We start from the raw sequence: 15,717 nt of genomic DNA, 5'->3' as shown, positions 1-15,717 counted from the left end.
TTAGGTTGACGATTTTTTATTTTTGCACAATTTGGAGGGCTAATGCTTCCCCAACCTATTCACTTCCACGCAGATTTAACTCATGAGCGCTTATCCGTCGTCGCAGAGTTGTTACTGGATGAACATTACAAAACGCTCGACGATCTTTCTTCTGAAACTGATGATAATTATACGCGCGGCTGTACCACGTTCGGACGGCAAAAAAACCGGATTAAGGGGGTGGCACTGGCAAAAACATATCCTTGGTTACAGGTGAGTAATAACGCCAATGATTTGGTCTTCACAATTGGTAGTGTACCTTGTCGATTCAGCAGTGACGATCCGAACAGCCCAAAGAAAAAAGCCGTCTTAACCGTCAATCGCTACCAAGCGTCCTTTTTCGATGATGTTGAGAGCGACGAGGAGCCATGCCGGTATTGTTTCATCATTGATCAGGGAATTAATGATGATGCTGAGCCTTCAGTTGTTGTTCTTGGATTCGACGCGACGGGTGTGGTGAGGTGTCAATGGGAGTCAGGTGCGATTAGAACTTTCCAAAGTGTTAATGCAGTTGCTGTTCCTGAAGCTGTTGAAATAGGCAAACCTGCCGTCAAACCGAAAAAATCAGTCGCGGGTTCCAAAGACGAGGCCAATCGGCTATGACCGCCGATTTTCTTGGGCAAAACCTTCGGCTTGCTCGGTTATTTCACGGGCTGTCTTTGCAGGATTTGGCCGATAGAGTCAATAAGTCAAAGCAATATCTCAGTCGGTTGGAATCAGGCTTAGAGCCTCCGCATGAAAGCCTGGAAACAGCTTTGGCGGAAGCTCTGGACGTGCTGCCCCGATTTTTCAGGGAAGTCGATCCGATGCCGATTTCCGACGAGCAGTGCCATTTTCGTAAACAGCTGACCACGAAAGTTGCGCTTAAACAGGTTGCAAGGGCTCAGGGCGAGATGTTTAAGCGACTGGTGTCCGTTCTTGACCAGAACCTAGATTTTCCGAATTACGATTTTCTTCATGAAGAGGTATCAACGGCAGAAGAGATTGAACGCGTTGCTGAAATAAGCCGGTCTCATTGGGGGTTGGGTTTAGGGCCAATTGCCAACATGAGCCGCGTTGCTGAAAACGCTGGTGCGGTATTGGTTAAAACCAATGGGTTGGCGGACGAGATCGATGCCATTTCGTTTGCTACTCGGCGGCCGGTTATCACGTTAAATGCTGAAGGGAAGTCGGCTTGCCGTACCCGGTTTGGAATCGCGCATGAAATTGGGCACTTGACCATTCACGTTGGCATCCAAACGGGGGATAGAGCAACAGAATCCCAAGCCAACCGATTTGCAAGTGCGTTTTTAATGCCGCGTGCACATTTTATTAAGGAGTGCCAAAGAGCTTTGCGCGGCAGTCGGCTTAATTGGCAAGCACTGTCCGACATCAAAATGCGCTGGGGGGTCTCAAAAGCGGCGATTTTGTATCGTGGTCGGCAGCTCGGAGCCTTTTCGGAAGAGCAATATCGGTCTGGTGTTATTACATTACGTCGGCACGGAGAAGCGATTCAGGAGCGTGAAGATCGTGATATGGTTCAGGAAAGGCCTGAAGTTATTTTGGACAGTATGAACGTTTTGGCCGAGCAATGCGGCATGTCCAGAAAGATGATTGCCGATTTGATGTTTGTAAAACCTGAACTTCTCGATCAGTTGATTGGTGTTAGGTCTGATGAATCGAGACTGAATAATATCGTTAATTTGCAATATCACCGGAGTCTATAAAAGCTTTGCCGCTGGCAAGCTCGTGTGCATGGGATTACTGCCAACACTGTTGAATGTCGGTGACAACATGTCTTTAAGCAGACGAATGCGCGAATCTATGAAAATCCGGCATTAACAGCATAAAACAATAGTTATTGCTATCTATATATGACAATAAATTCTACTTAATGCTAAGATTGACTCATGAGAGTCTCAAAAGAAGAACTAATTGCCGTTTTGGCTCAATTCAATCCCTGGTGGCGTGGCGAACCGATTGCCGATTTGCCGGATTGGCAGCGCGCCGCTTCGCGGGAGCTAAATCGCTGGATCAATCATCCTCCGGTTCATCGCGCCATTTTGTTGTCCGGTGCGCGTCAGGTCGGCAAAACCACTCTGTTGCAGCAACAGATCGATGCCTTATTAAAGCAGAGCGTCCCAGCAGCCAACATCCTTTACGCCACTTTCGACCATCCGGTGCTCAAACTGGCTGGCATCGAAGCCGTGTTGGAAGCGTGGCGCGAACGCGAGCCGCGCGTCGATGGATCTGAGTATCTGTTCCTCGATGAAGCTCAGTTTATTCGTGATTGGGGGACTTGGGTCAAACATCAGATTGATTTCAACAAGCAGCGCCGCATTGTCTTTACCGGCTCGGCCATGCCCTTGGTGGAAGCCGACCAGGAGTCCGGCGTCGGTCGTTGGCATACCATCCGCCTGACCACGCTGTCGTTCTACGAGTACCTGCAAATCAAACAGCTGCAACTGCCGGCGTTGCCGCCTTTAAAAAGCCTGACCGAGCTGTTCGACTGGACGCCGCCACAATTTTACCGGGCGCAGGAAATCGCCGTGCCCTATGTCGGCCATTTTCACGAGTATCTGATTCGCGGCGGTTTCCCGCAAACGGCCCAAGTGGAAAGTATCACCCAGGCTCAGCGCCTGCTGCGTGAAGACATCATAGACAAGGCGCTCAAACGCGATATGACCGCACTGTTTGGTGTGCGTCGCATCCTGGATCTAGAACATACCTTCCTGTATCTGTGCATGCATGATGGCGGTTTGCTGAATATCACTGATTTATCCAGCAACCTGGAAGTCAAACGTCCCACCGCCCAGCATTTCATCGAACTCCTGGAAGCCTGTCACCTAATTTATCGCCTGCCGCCATTCGGTTATGGCAAAGATGTGCTCAAAGGCCGTTTCAAAATTTACTTGGCCGATGCTGCCATCGCGCCCGCAGTTTTACTCAAGGGTAAAAGTATCATCGACGATCCCGCCGCTTTGGGTGTGGCGACCGAAACAGCAGTGTTTAAGCATCTATTCGCGCGCTATTATTCTCAGAATGTTCGTTTTACTTATTGGCACGGGAAAAAAGACCGCGAGGTCGATTTGGTCGCAGAAATCGGCGGGCAATTGATTCCCTTCGAAGTGAAATATCGAGCCCAGCACACCGGCGCACGTGAGCTGAAAGGTTTGATCGAGCTGTGCGAGCAAAAGAAAATCGGCCGTGGCTATGTTGTCACCAAGTCGCTCGATGACTTCGGCTTAATGACCGGTCTGCCGCAAACTGGCGATACCGCCAGCCAGATCATGCGTCTACCTGCACCATTATTGTGTTACTGGATGGGCGCATCGGAATTGAATCAACCCGAATTTAACGATTAGGCCGGTTATACGGCGAGTTTTTGTGGCTGCCAATAACGAATTAGCCAAACAAACCTCGCCGCAGATTGCGCAATTCGTCGAGTAGGTTTGTTTGCTGGATCAGTTGATGATCTTGATGGAGACCTTGTGGCTGTGCCAGGTCATATCCAACAAACATTGCATTGCCACGCGCCTGGAGTGGCAGCAGCGGTTGCAGGCTGGCGAATAAAATTGTGACGATGGAACGGCATGCGCACCAAGCCGCGTATGCGCAGGGGCATGGTGATGAGGTACGGTTAGCATGGCAAGAGTCGGGGCTGCAACTAGAGCCGGAAACCCTTGCCGAAGGCGAATCCATGACCAATTAAAGGAATTCATCGCTACAAGTCGATGGATAGCGCAAGATGACCACCAAACCGGATTATCCGAACAGGAGCTTGAAACTTGGAACAATTCCAGGAATGTGGGAGTTGCGAAATTGTGCCAAGCCAACGAGATTCTGCACAAGGTGTCCGCTTCAGATGGTATTTTTCTTTCCGCTATCGGCACACCATTCAACCATTCCATTCTTGATCCAAAAATGACATCGGCAATCGTTAAGTTGGTTGATCGACGGCGTCACAGTTGGTCGGAGAAGCCAATCTAGTGATGTAAGCCAGCGTGGTCGGCGAGAAGGATTTAGTGATAATTGCAGTTTCTCACCACAGCCACCTGGGCACCTGAAGCAGGCCCATTTGGTACGATCACCGTCTTTAACGATTACAAGAACCCCGGCTGACAGATCATCTGGCGTCGGATGATGAGCCATGATTGTTGCAACAAAATCTGGCCGACGAATGACGCCTATGGAGATCATTAATTGTCGAATAAATTTTCGCCACATAATCTCATCCTACCCTGTCAAGAAATGGCAATATATCCGCTCGACCCCAATAACCCGTCTCGGAACAGATTGGGCAATAAGGTTCTTGAACAGCACCTGGCCTGCGGTCTTGCATCAGATCGAAGCGGCGTGTTCGCTGCCATATCCATCCTTCAGATCCTCGGAAACCAGTCAGCCCCTGAAGCATTTCATCAACTGCCATGCATGCCGTTGCCGTAGTAAAGGTCACAACAGCTGGGGCCAATTGTCCACCACCACGGACATAGGCTTCTTTTTTACGTTGTTCGTATTCTTCTGGATGTCGCCTTTTCAAATCTTCATCCCTTGCGATCACGGGATCAATGATGCCTCGGCACAAAAGACACGGGGCACCGGGTATCAAAACAGTAACACGTCCACTCAAGTCACGCATGATGCCCTTTTCTAAATCCGGCTCAATCGCAAGTCCCATGTCAATTACAGGGATTAAGTAGAAATACGCTAACCGGTTGAGTAGTAACCTGCCGTCATGATCGTCTGTACATCCAAAAATTAAATCGCAAGATTTCAGCGCATCGCGGAATGTGAGATCAGTGATCCATCCTCGCATTGGCAGTGCATGAACGCCAATATCCATCTCGTTTATCTCTTGCGCGATGACTTCAACCTTGGGGCGTTTTGCATCGACATCTTTGCGCCGTGCTCCATGAAGTCTATTAAGATTTGTCAGTTCGACTATGTCATCATCGAATAGCAGGAGTTGTCCAACACCCAGACGCGCGAGCAGCATAGCGGTTGCACTTCCTGTACCCCCGCAGCCCACGATACCAATCCTCAAGGTGCGAAGTCTTGCATTCAGCTCTGGTCCAAAGGCAAGCGCCTGACGGTTAAATATGTCGTTATCGCAAGAGAGGGGTGAACTCTCATGGAAATTGTAACGGCGGCCAATAATCCGGACGCTGTCGGCTTTAGTTGTCGTATTGAGATCAGCCCACAACCGCACCCTGACTTCACCAGAACCCGTCAGAAGCACACTTATAATCGACGTTCCGTCTCCATTCCGGTTTCTGGCCAGCCTGACCAGTTCCCGTTCGTTTAAATTATCCTGATCGGAAAATTGATTTGGGCCGCCTGGATGACTATGGACAATGCCAGCAACAAGACCATCCTCTTTTGCCCGTTTGAGGAGCCGAACAAAAGAGTTTGTTGACCACGTTATATGCTGGCTACTGGCGGAGATAGCATCTTCTGGTGGAATCGGTATTACTTCATAGGACGTTAACCTACGCCGAGAACCGTGATCCCATGGGTCGCACGCAATATGATTTTCAGCGCACAGTATATAAGCAGTAGCTTCATTGCCATCATCGCGTATAACCAGTTTCCGTAATTCGTCGAAATGTCGTTCCTGAAAAGTTATATCGAGACGCATCAGGCAGCCTCCTGAAGCGCTGTTTCAATGCGCTTTATCATTGTCCAAATGCCATCTACGCCCGGTCGCCAAGCATTATTATGTCTGGACCAGCGTTGCCAGGATTGACCACTGAACATGATCGGGCAGTCGGCCGCCTTCGGATAACCGTTTGATGTAACCAGCCGTAACCAGGGTAATGCATAGAACATGTCCGGCGGGTTATCAGGGTAGCCTGCCGGCAGAAGAATTAAAATGCTGGCTGCTACTGCATCGAATTGACCAGGTGGGAGTTGGAAGTTATGGAGGATGACTCCCTTTTGGGGGCCATCCTCGATTTCCACGTATGTAATGCCGCGTTCCGTTAGGTAGCGGCGGCATTTTAGTGGGAGGACAGACATGAAGTGCCCTCCGTTGTTTGAACGATGCCAGTAAAAAACCGCTCAACACCGGGAGCAGATAAATCAACCAACTCGTTGTTACCTATCGGTCTGTCGTCGCTGCCGCGTACCTCAAGCCACACGCCATATGTTGCAGGATCAACGCCGACGAGTTTCTTCAGGGTCAGGCCGGTTATGAATGTCCCACCCCACTCGAAGATACGGCCGTCTAGTTCAAACCGGAATGAACGGTCGTTGCGAAAGACGAGGAACTTCTCCACACCTTTAGTTCGCAAGTCAGTCGTTTCATCTGGCCGTAACTCTTCCAGCATTCCGGTGTTGAGAGCTTGAAAAACCAGGTGCTCATCAGCAGGATATGAGCCCGTTGCTTCCAAAATCTGCAGACCTGTCGGGACAGGGTCATCGATTATTGCTTGTTGGTATTCTAAACGCTCATTCCCAATTAGAATCCGATAAGGACCGTGGTCGCGGATAGATTTTCCGCTTTGGGTTGCTTCGAGAATATCTTCGTAATCAAAATTTGTCATGGCCTACTCCTAATTAATATGCCCGGTTGGTTGAAAGGATGACGTGTCACCCATATTTACTTAATGCGCCTCAGCGAACTTCATTCGGACATCGAAATAAAAATGTCCGAGTAATCTCTTGTTTGGCGCATAGGCTAAACAAAGGAGATTGATGACTATGGCGCTAAACGAACCAACTCCTGCTCACCTTTCGGTAGCGGAGGTAGACAATGCATTGCGGAATTTGTCAGATATTGAATGGTATAGATTGCAAACGATCTCAAAATCGTTGGCTAAAACTTATCCATTAGAAGCCGAGGAATTGCTTCATGAGGCTTGCTGCCGAGCCCTAGACGGCAGTCGGAATTGTCCTCGTCATGTAGACATAATTAAGTTTTTAGCTGGGGCGATGAAAAGTATTGCTTCCGATACATTGAAATCAGAAAAGCGTTATCCCAAATTGCGCTTGGTACTAAACTCGGAAGATGACGATGAAGAAATCCTTGATCCACCAGATGATCGGCTCAATGTTGAAGAAGAACTTGAACAAGAACATGAAGCTGGGTTGATTAGAACGCGTATTCTTGACCTTTTTCATGATGATCCGATTGCCCAGATCATGGTTGAAGGAATAATGGAAGGTATGGAGGGCGAGGAATTACAAGGTCTTACATCATTAGATAAAACCGCCTTTGAATCTAAAAGAAAACTAATAAGAAGACGGATTGCAAAGGGGTTCCCGGAGGGGTGGAAAAATGACCAAAGTTAAAACAAATAATCGTTCCGATCTGGATCGACTAGCTACTTCACTTGTCGATGAGATTTTGAGTATGAGCGACGAGGAGTTGTTAGCAGAAGCCAAGGAAAATGGGGAGGACTCCAAGCTTATAGCTCAAGCTGGACGAAATATATTGGAACGAGCATCCATGGCAAGCGGTAAGAGCAAGTTGGCTGCGGCAAAAAATGCCGTTCAAGCTATGCGGTTGCGCGCGACTAGTGTTTCGAATTTAGAGCCAGGAAAAGCACGTCAAAAGCTGGACTCCATACTTGCACAACATCCAGAAACACGTAGCAAATTAACCCTTGCTGCCAGAAAAGGCGAAGGATTATCCGACGAAGACGTACGGGGAATGCTGGAAGATTTAGAGGAACTTGGTTTAACTGTGCCGGACAGCGATTAGGACGCAAATTGTGATTAGATTAAGCGAGGCTGAAATCACGCTCAGAGAGCTTGGAATTAGCGATCCTAGTGAAATTGATCTTGAGGCAATTGCCTGGACACTGAACGCCCGAGTCAAATACCGCCCACTTGATGGTTGTGAAGCTCGAATTATCGGTCATGGTGACCAGGCAATCATTACCGTCAATAGTCGCAGCATTCCACGCCGACAACGTTTTTCGCTTGCTCATGAATTAGGACATTGGCGCTATCATCGCGGTCGTCTACTGGTGTGCCGGTCGGACGATATTGGTCGTGCTGGGAATGGTCAATCTTCAGCTGAGCGGGATGCAGATCGATATGCCGCCGATATTCTAATGCCCCGATATCTCTTCCAGCCTTTAGCAAAAGATCATAAGAAATTTAATTTTCAGACCATTCGTTCATTGGCTGATCTGTTCGACACCAGTTTGACCGCAACCGCTATCCGGGCAGTAGAAGGGGAAATTTCTCCTTCTTTGCTCGTTTGTCACGGCATGCAGGGACGAAAGTGGTTTGTGCGATCGCCAAATGTTCCTGAAAAATGGTTCCCCAAGAATGAACTGGATAGCGACAGTTTCGCTTTTGATGTTTTATTTGGTAACGCAGTCGACGATGCTTCACCAAGGAAAATCGATGCTGATAGCTGGTTCGATAGATATGATGCTTCCCGCTATGAGATACGCGAGCAAACGATCCGGACAGCCGAAAATGAAATTCTCACTCTGATCCTGATTGATGACGATCAAATGCTGAATGAAAGCGTCACAAGTTATTCACGGTCGAGACGGTAAAATCGTTAATCCCGACCGCCATTGCCAATCGAACATCCTCTTCAAATAGCAAATTGTGGAAAGCTATCTGCCATGTTGGTAGCCCTTGGATGAAAAAATGCGCTCTAACGTGGCTGGGATTAGCGCCTGATTGGCTTCGCGGATTTTGGTGTGCCGTTGTTTCAGTTCGTTTTGACGGGACAGGATTTCAACGATTTTTAGCTGTTCATGTAATTCCGGCATGGGCAGCTCGATGTTCAAAAACTGCTCTGGGCGGGTGCGTTCTCGGCGGGCGCCAACGCCTCGGGTTGCGGCTTGAAGTAGTGACCAGAACCACGGCGTTCTGATCAGTTCTCCCAGATAGGCAGGGCTTGCCAGATCGGGTTTGCAACGAAAAGTTCGATACTCCGGCGAGACAAACATGCCGGCCAATCCGAGCGGGCAGACTGCCAGCGCGCCTTCCCAGCCTTTGACTTGGCTTAGCACGATGGCATCGGCATACAGGCGATTGAAGGCTCTGTATGACGTTTCCGTTCCCGCCAATGCCGGCTTGGCGAAGTCCACCGCCGAAGCCGCGCACACCGACTTGAGGGTATTGGCCATCAGGTTTGATGAGTTCGGATTCCTCGAATAATTCGATGATGTCGCCTAGGCGAACCATGCGCTCTGCCGCGAATTTATGATGCAGACTGATTAATAGCGCCTCGGCAACCGCGTCGATGGCATCCAGATGTTGATCGATTTGCCGAACTTTTTCCGCCAATTGATCCAGGCGGGCAACGATACATTGTTGTTCGTCAATTGTAGGCAGTGGAATATTCAGGCTCAAAAACTGAGCCGGCGATACCGACTCACGTCGCGCGCCCATGCCTTTGGCTTTCCCTTGTAGCTGTGTCCAAACTGCTTCCCTTTTGCAATACCAATCGAGGTAACGAGTATTGAGCCGATCCGGATTCGCTCTAAAAGTTGGAAATACAGGCGATAAAAACCATCCATCAAATTCTTCTGGGATTCGAGCAATAGCGCCTTCCCAGGCCTTGGGCGAGCTGATAACAAAATCCCCAGCATTCAAGCGGTGAAAGCGTTTATAGGTTGTGTCCAGTGGAGAAATAGGTTCTCGTTTGAATAGGCCTCGGGCAAAACCGTAAACACCAGCAAGATTGACCGTTTCCAGTTCAGCACTTTCAACAGCATCAATTTGAGTATGTAATACCTCGCCAAGTTCGACCGATGGCCACCGACTCATATGTCGCCCTCTATTTTCGAACCCGTCAACCGCCGCGCCTCCAGTTCAACCCGCGACCGCTCCAATTCCTCCGCCAACAGCTTCTCATTCGGCAGCACGGTTTGATATTCGGCGGCCAGTACTTTGTTCGGCAGGTTATCCAAGGCGTAATGCGCTTCCGCCGCGCCTTTGGCGGCGCACAGAATCAGTCCCACCGGCGGGTTTTCGCCGGGTTTCATCCAGTGTTCGCGGGCATAATTCAGGTACAGGTGCATCTGGCCGGCATCGGCATAGCTGAACTTGCCGACTTTGAGATCGATCACCACCAGACATTTCAGGCGGCGATGGAAAAACAGCAAGTCGATGCGAAACCAGGTATCGTCGAGCCGCAAGCGGCGCTGGCGACCTACAAAAGCAAAGTCATCGCCCAATTCCAGCAGAAAATCGGCCAAATGCTGGATCAGCGCGTCTTCGAGCTCGGATTCCGAATATTGGTCTTTCAGGTTAAGAAATTCCAGCACGAACGGATCCTTGATGGCTTGTTCCGCCGTGATGGCGTCATCCGGCTCGGCGTGTTCCGCTTGCGCCAACATCGCTACTTTGTTGTTGGATAAAGCGGTGCGTTCGTAAAACTGGCTGTTGATCTGCCGATCCAGTTGCCGCACCGTCCAGCCGCAACGCAGGGCTTCGGTTTCATAAAAGCCGCGCGCTTCCGTTTTCTTGACCGAAAGCAAGCGCACGTAAGCCGACCAGGGCAGCGGGAAAGCTTCGGCCAAGGTTGCAAGCGTGAGTAATTGTCCAGACGCTGTCTGGATAATTGGCGTTGAGGACGATTCTGCAGACAATGTCTGCATAATGGGTGACATGAAAGATGGCGCAGACAGTGTCTGCGTATTTCGGGAAGAAATGCCAGATACTGTCTGGCAAATGTTATCTAGCGGCCACGCAAGATAGAACGCCCGCATTTGCTGGAGATTACGAACGCTAAAGCCCCGGCCAAAACGATGGGTCAAATCGAGAGCAAGACGTTCAGTTATGGCATCACCATACGCAGCGCGGTCTTCGCCGCCTTGTTCGAATTCGACGATGCGGCGGCCAATCTCCCAATAACTGGCCGTCATTAAGGCATTGACGCTACGCGCGGCGGCGCGGCGAGCGTTTTCCAGTAACGCGACAATGTCGGTATGAATGTCGCCGTAAGCGCTGGGCAAATGATTGGATTCGCTCATTGTTCCACCTCATGTACCAATGTCTCGATCTCGCCCAATAAACGCATCACTTCGGTTTCGTGACTGCGCATGCTGGCAATTAGGTCTTTGGGATCGGCATGTTCCAGGCCAGCTTTGGCATGGGGATTCTTTTGATCGAGATTATAAATCGGCCAGTACAGCGCATCACCTTCGCTTTGTGCGGCTTTGGCGGCGGCTTCGTGGGCTTGTTGTTTGGCTTTCAGGTCACGTAGCTGGCTTTGCAATGCGGCTTTGTCACCGTTGCCGGCGGCGGACACGGCTTGTTCCAGTTCGCGAATCTGTTTGCCCAAGGCTAACGCTGCTGAGCGTTCGCTTTCGGCGCGTTGCCATTGGGGTTCGGCGGCGGCCAAGGCTGCCGCACGTTTGCCGGCGAAGTTGACTTTCCAGGCTTGCGGGGTTTCCTCGCGGTTGTGCCACCAGTTTAAGGCCGGCTCCAGCTCCTCGAATTGCAAGGGTGCGGTTTTGCTGTATTTCTTGCGGCCTTCCGGTAATGGCTGTTCGTAATACCAAATGGTCTCGGTGGGGCCGCCGCGCTCGAAAAACAGCAGATTGGCCGGAATATCGGTATAGGGCGCGAATACGCCTTGCGGCAGGCGGACGATGGTATGCAGGTTGAATTCTTTCAGCAGTTCTTCCTTGATGGTGGCGCACACGCCATCGCCGAACAAGGTGCCGTTGGGCACGACCACAGCGGCGCGACCTCCACGGAGGGAGGAAGTGCCGGAATGGACGGGATCCATTCCGGTGCGACCGCCACGTTCCGCACCGAAGCCGGCATAGCGCAATTTACGCATGATGAATTGCAGGAACAGCAAAGCGGTTTCGGCGGTTTGCATGTTGGCCGGAAAATTGGCTTTGATGCCGGCTTCTTCCTCGCCGCCGAACGGCGGATTGGTCAGGATGACATCGATGCGTTCGCTGTGGCCGATTTCAGTGACGCGGCGTTCCAGAGTATTGCCATAACCGATCTGCGGGGCTTCCAGACCGTGCAATAGTAAGTTCATCTGTACCAGCATATACGGCAACGGTTTTGCTTCCTGTCCGAACAGGCTTTCGCGCTGAAGGGTGCGGCGGTCGTCAGGGGTAACGACTTGCTGGAGCAAGTGGTCGTAGGCTTCGACCAGAAAACCGCCTGTGCCGCAAGCCGGATCGAGCACGGTTTCGCCGAGTTTGGGATCGGAGACCTGGACCATGAAGCGGACCACCGGGCGCGGGGTATAAAATTCGCCGGAATCGCCAGCCGCGTCGCGCATTTCCCGTAGCATGGACTCGTACAAATGCGACAGGGTGTGAATCTCTTCGCTGCTGTTGAAATGAATGCCGTTGATCTTGTTGATGATGTCCCGCAGTAAAAAGCCGCTGACCATGCGGTTTTGCACGCCTTTGAAGACGTTGGCGATGACTTCGCGCTGACTGCCTTTTTCGCCTTCGCCAGCCAAGCCGCGCAGATAGGCAAACAAGCCTTTGCCGCGTTGACCGTCGGGACGGATGGTTTCGTCTTGGTTGATGAAGGACAATAATTCCTCGCCGGTGACACCGTCTTCCCGTGCTGCCCAATCCCGCCAGCGATAAGGCGATTCGACGATGCCTTGATAGCGTTTGCCGTCCAGCTCGGCTTCCTGTTCGTGGAGGAGTTCCAGATCGTCGAGGAATTTCAGAAACATCACCCAGGTAAGTAGAGGTAGCCTGTCGACGTCGCCGTTCAAGCCTTTGTCTTTACGCAGGATGTCGCGCGCCGATTTGATCAATGCGGATAGTTGTTGTGCGGTGGTTAGCTGAGTAGTTAAGGTTTTTTTAGGTTTGGCCATGCAAAATTGTAATGATTATTGGTAGAGGGCGGACTGTAATTGCGACACAGCCGCTTTCAGGCCCTGAATGCCGCCAAAATGGCGGTTGGCGATTTCCGAGGGGGTGCCGTATTGTTCGAACGGCTGGACTTTCATCAATTCGGATAAGGCATTGAATTGGCTAATGCCACGTTCGATGTATTTGTCCAGCATCAGCGCCAGGATTTCGCGGGCCGTTTCGCTGTGCTGGCTGAACAGATTTTGCGCCGATTTACGGGCTTGCTCGGCGCGTTGCCGACGGGTCAGCAACGGCGCATTCCAGGCCAGATGGCAGAGCAAATCGAAGGGATCGGCATCCGGCAAGTCGGACGATGCGGTGAGTTCTTCGAAGCTGATGCCGCGTTCGGTGAGTTCGCGTAACAAGTCGCTACGAGTATCCGGGTTGGCCCAGTCGCGCTGAAATTCCTGACTGCCGGGGTACATCGAACGCACCGCGCGCCCGGAATATTCGGTGTAGCGCACGACTTGCAGTTTTTTGCCGTCGGTATCCAGATCATAGACCAGATGGCCGATGACTTCGACCGTGCCGCCATCGACATAGAATTTACGCGGTTCCTGCTGCGGATCGGTGATGATTTCGCCTTCGCCGTCAGTAGGGTTGTCATCGTCCGCTTGGTATTCGCCGGGTGTTTCCTGGATTTCGTTGTCGATGATCTCGACCGTGGTATCGACAATTTCGCCTTCTTCATCGATGGTGACTTCTTCAATACGCGCCGGATCGCCGTCAAAGTCCGGATCGGCGAAATGCCGGGTTGCGGTGCCGGTGAAATCGATGATGTTGAAATATTCCTTGCCGTAATCGACCTTCAGGCGCGTGCCGCGACCGACGATTTGCTTGAATTCCGAGCGCGAACCGACGACGCGAGCTAAAACCACGTTTTTCACCATTTCGGCATCGACGCCGGTGGTGAGTAGTTGCGAGGTGGTCAGGATGGCGGGTGTAGGTTTGTCGACATCCTGAAAATGAGCAAGATGGGTTAGGCCGATAGCGCCTTCATCGGCGGTAACCCGGCAGACGTAATCGGGATATTGCTTGACCAAGTCGCTATTCAAATTAAGCAGTTCCTGGCGCATTTCCGAAGCGTGTTCCTGATCGACGCAAAACACCAGAGTTTTGGCGAAACGGTCGGTGCCTTTCAAAAAATCCGTCAGATGTTTAGCCATGGCACGGGTGCGCGCCCGCAAGGCTATGACGCGCTCGAAATCCTTGGTTTGATATTCGTCATCCGGTACCGGACGGCCGTAACGATCGAGCTCATCTTTGGAAGGCCGCCAACCGGCGGCATCAACCGTGGTAATCACGCGATGTACCCGGTAAGGCGCCAGGAAGCCGTCTTCTATGCCTTGACGTAGGCTGTAGGTGTAAACCGGATTACCAAAGTACTGATAAGTATCGCGTGAGTCTTCGCGTAACGGTGTGGCTGTCATGCCGACTTGTACCGCCGGTTGGAAATAATCCAGCACCGCCCGCCAACTGCTGTCGTTGCGACTGGAGCCGCGATGGCACTCGTCGATGATGATCAAATCGAAAAAGTCTGGCCGGTACTGACGAAACACATCACTATAAGGATTGGTCAATGCCTGATAGATGCCGAAATACATTTCCCGGCCCTGGCTGACATCGTTGCCGGAGATTTTGAAACGGGCATCGCCGAACGGGGCAAACATTTTGGCCATCGGATCGTCGACCAGAATGTTGCGGTCGGCCAGAAACAGAATTTTGGGGCGGCGGTATTCGCCTGTGCGGTTCCAGCGGCTATTCCACAACTTCCAACACAATTGAAATGCCACGCAGGTTTTGCCGGTGCCGGTTGCCAGCGTAGCAAGGATGCGTTTCTGTCCTAACAGGATAGCTTCAATGATCCGGTTGATGGCGATGACCTGATAGTAACGCGGGGTTTTGCCGGAAACCAGGTTAAAGGGTTCTAATAAGTGGTTGCCTGCCGCTTCGGATAACGTTGTCGAAATAGTTAAACGTTGCCAAAGCTCAGCAGGACTTGGGTAATTAGCGATTAGTTTTTCGGTGCCAGTCGTGTAATCGATTTCGATAATATGCCGACCATTAGTCGCGTATGCGAATTTCAGACCAAGGATTTCGGCATATTCGCGGGCTTGCTGGACGCCGGTTTCGGCGGGAAAGGCAATGCTTTTGACCTCAACGACGGCGAGTGGAAAATCGCGTCGGTAATACAGCAGATAATCGGCGCGCTTTTGTTGACCGCGACGTACTTTGCCACCGGTAACAAAGATCCGACCGTTGGTAAAACTGCGTTGTTCGCCGATTGAATGGGGCGAGACTGACCAGCCTGAATTAACCAATTTGGGGGTAACAAATTCGCGACTGGTATCCGCCTCGGTCATGATCATATCGCGTCTGTTATCCCTATCCATCCAGTTCTTTCCTGATCAAATGCCTAACGGTTATTATGTAGTATCAATAAATGATGGAATGTTAGCAGCTAAGCGGCTCAATTCATAAGTATTCGCTATCCTGGGAAGTAGCAATCTAGCTTTCTGTCTACAATCGCTCTGTGTAACATTGAGTCTCGGTCGCTGACAAAATTTCAATTTAACCATCTTCGTAAAAAAGGAAATAACATACATGAACAAATCCGACCTCATCGACGCCATTGCTAGCCACGCCAACCTGACTAAAGCCGACGCCGGTCGTGCATTGGATGGCATTACCCAATCCATTCAAACGGCATTAAAAGCCGGCGATTCCGTGGCGTTGGTGGGCTTTGGCACCTTTGAAGTGAAGGAGCGTGCCGAGCGCTCAGGCCGTAATCCGCAAACTGGCGAAGCGATTACCATTGCCGCCGCCAAATTGCCATCGTTCAAAGCCGGCAAAGGCTTGAAAGACGCGGTTCAGTAAGGTTTAG

The 15,717-nt window shown here is 51.0% G+C and carries 15 protein-coding genes and 1 pseudogene; 7 read left to right on the top strand and 9 right to left on the bottom strand.

Annotated features, from left to right (window positions below; all coding sequences use genetic code 11):
- Positions 1–42: 42 nt before the first annotated feature.
- The 3 genes from QLH52_RS12530 to QLH52_RS12520 all read left to right on the top strand — a co-directional run bounded on the left by QLH52_RS12530 (position 43) and on the right by QLH52_RS12520 (position 3,383).
- Positions 43–642: a hypothetical protein gene (locus tag QLH52_RS12530; protein WP_319961803.1), complete on the top strand. Its 600-nt coding sequence runs from the start codon at positions 43–45 to the stop codon at positions 640–642.
- Positions 639–1,745, top strand: coding sequence for a helix-turn-helix domain-containing protein (locus QLH52_RS12525; protein WP_319961802.1), 1,107 nt, complete (start codon positions 639–641; stop codon positions 1,743–1,745). Before QLH52_RS12530 ends, QLH52_RS12525 begins: the two co-directional genes overlap by 4 nt.
- A 183-nt stretch (positions 1,746–1,928) precedes the next feature.
- Entirely contained in the window at positions 1,929–3,383 is a 1,455-nt protein-coding gene (locus QLH52_RS12520; protein WP_319961801.1) for an ATP-binding protein, read from the top strand.
- A 496-nt stretch (positions 3,384–3,879) separates the two neighbouring features.
- On the opposite strand, the gene QLH52_RS24620 is transcribed toward QLH52_RS12520, so the two are convergent.
- The 4 genes from QLH52_RS24620 to QLH52_RS12505 all read right to left on the bottom strand — a co-directional run bounded on the left by QLH52_RS24620 (position 3,880) and on the right by QLH52_RS12505 (position 6,563).
- On the bottom strand, positions 3,880–4,170 hold the full coding sequence (locus tag QLH52_RS24620; RefSeq protein ID WP_425257438.1) for a ubiquitination-like system serine protease family protein: 291 nt from the start codon (positions 4,168–4,170) through the stop codon (positions 3,880–3,882).
- Positions 4,171–4,249: 79 nt separating this feature from the next.
- Positions 4,250–5,656 carry a ThiF family adenylyltransferase gene (locus QLH52_RS12515; protein ID WP_319961800.1) on the bottom strand — a complete coding sequence of 469 codons (1,407 nt, stop codon included), beginning with the start codon at positions 5,654–5,656 and terminating at the stop codon, positions 4,250–4,252.
- Positions 5,656–6,036, bottom strand: coding sequence for an E2/UBC family protein (locus tag QLH52_RS12510; RefSeq protein WP_319961799.1), 381 nt, complete (start codon positions 6,034–6,036; stop codon positions 5,656–5,658). Before QLH52_RS12510 ends, QLH52_RS12515 begins: the two co-directional genes overlap by 1 nt.
- Positions 6,018–6,563, bottom strand: coding sequence for a multiubiquitin domain-containing protein (locus tag QLH52_RS12505; protein ID WP_319961798.1), 546 nt, complete (start codon positions 6,561–6,563; stop codon positions 6,018–6,020). The genes QLH52_RS12510 and QLH52_RS12505 overlap by 19 nt, the downstream gene beginning before the upstream one ends.
- 157 nt (positions 6,564–6,720) lie before the next feature.
- Between QLH52_RS12505 and QLH52_RS12500 the strand changes: the two genes are divergently transcribed.
- From QLH52_RS12500 to QLH52_RS12490, 3 genes are read left to right on the top strand one after another with little or no spacing between them, the layout of a single operon-like run.
- Positions 6,721–7,311 (top strand): hypothetical protein, encoded by a 591-nt coding sequence (locus QLH52_RS12500; RefSeq protein ID WP_319961797.1) that lies wholly within the window; start codon positions 6,721–6,723, stop codon positions 7,309–7,311.
- Positions 7,298–7,723: a hypothetical protein gene (locus QLH52_RS12495; RefSeq protein ID WP_319961796.1), complete on the top strand. Its 426-nt coding sequence runs from the start codon at positions 7,298–7,300 to the stop codon at positions 7,721–7,723. Before QLH52_RS12500 ends, QLH52_RS12495 begins: the two co-directional genes overlap by 14 nt.
- A 10-nt stretch (positions 7,724–7,733) precedes the next feature.
- Complete coding sequence (locus QLH52_RS12490) at positions 7,734–8,534, top strand: ImmA/IrrE family metallo-endopeptidase (protein WP_319961795.1); 801 nt, start codon at positions 7,734–7,736, stop codon at positions 8,532–8,534.
- A 63-nt stretch (positions 8,535–8,597) separates the two neighbouring features.
- Here QLH52_RS12490 and QLH52_RS12485 read toward each other — a convergent pair whose 3' ends face one another.
- From QLH52_RS12485 to hsdR, 5 genes and pseudogenes are all read right to left on the bottom strand, one after another.
- The gene (locus QLH52_RS12485) at positions 8,598–9,116 is read right to left on the bottom strand and encodes a restriction endonuclease subunit S domain-containing protein (RefSeq protein WP_319961794.1); all 519 of its coding nucleotides are present in this window, start codon (positions 9,114–9,116) and stop codon (positions 8,598–8,600) included.
- A 154-nt stretch (positions 9,117–9,270) separates the two neighbouring features.
- Positions 9,271–9,759: pseudogene (locus tag QLH52_RS24615) on the bottom strand (restriction endonuclease subunit S); the annotation flags it as partial.
- A complete protein-coding gene (locus tag QLH52_RS12480; RefSeq protein ID WP_319961793.1) occupies positions 9,756–10,967 on the bottom strand; it encodes a PDDEXK nuclease domain-containing protein in 1,212 nt (403 codons plus the stop codon). The gene QLH52_RS12480 and the pseudogene QLH52_RS24615, both read right to left, overlap by 4 nt.
- Entirely contained in the window at positions 10,964–12,796 is a 1,833-nt protein-coding gene (locus QLH52_RS12475) for a class I SAM-dependent DNA methyltransferase (RefSeq protein WP_319961792.1), read from the bottom strand. The genes QLH52_RS12480 and QLH52_RS12475 overlap by 4 nt, the downstream gene beginning before the upstream one ends.
- Before the next feature lie 15 nt (positions 12,797–12,811).
- Positions 12,812–15,226, bottom strand: a complete 2,415-nt coding sequence (gene hsdR, locus QLH52_RS12470) for an EcoAI/FtnUII family type I restriction enzme subunit R (RefSeq protein ID WP_319961791.1) — start codon at positions 15,224–15,226, stop codon at positions 12,812–12,814.
- A gap of 211 nt (positions 15,227–15,437) precedes the next feature.
- On the opposite strand from hsdR, the gene QLH52_RS12465 reads away from it, so the two are divergent.
- Positions 15,438–15,710: an HU family DNA-binding protein gene (locus tag QLH52_RS12465; protein WP_319961790.1), complete on the top strand. Its 273-nt coding sequence runs from the start codon at positions 15,438–15,440 to the stop codon at positions 15,708–15,710.
- Positions 15,711–15,717: the final 7 nt, after the last annotated feature.

Source organism: Methylomonas defluvii (assembly GCF_033949435.1).
In the GTDB taxonomy this organism is placed as follows: Bacteria; Pseudomonadota; Gammaproteobacteria; order Methylococcales; family Methylomonadaceae; genus Methylomonas; species Methylomonas defluvii.
The sequence above is the reverse complement of the archived record's forward strand: the minus strand, read 5'-3'. Positions and strand labels throughout refer to the sequence as shown.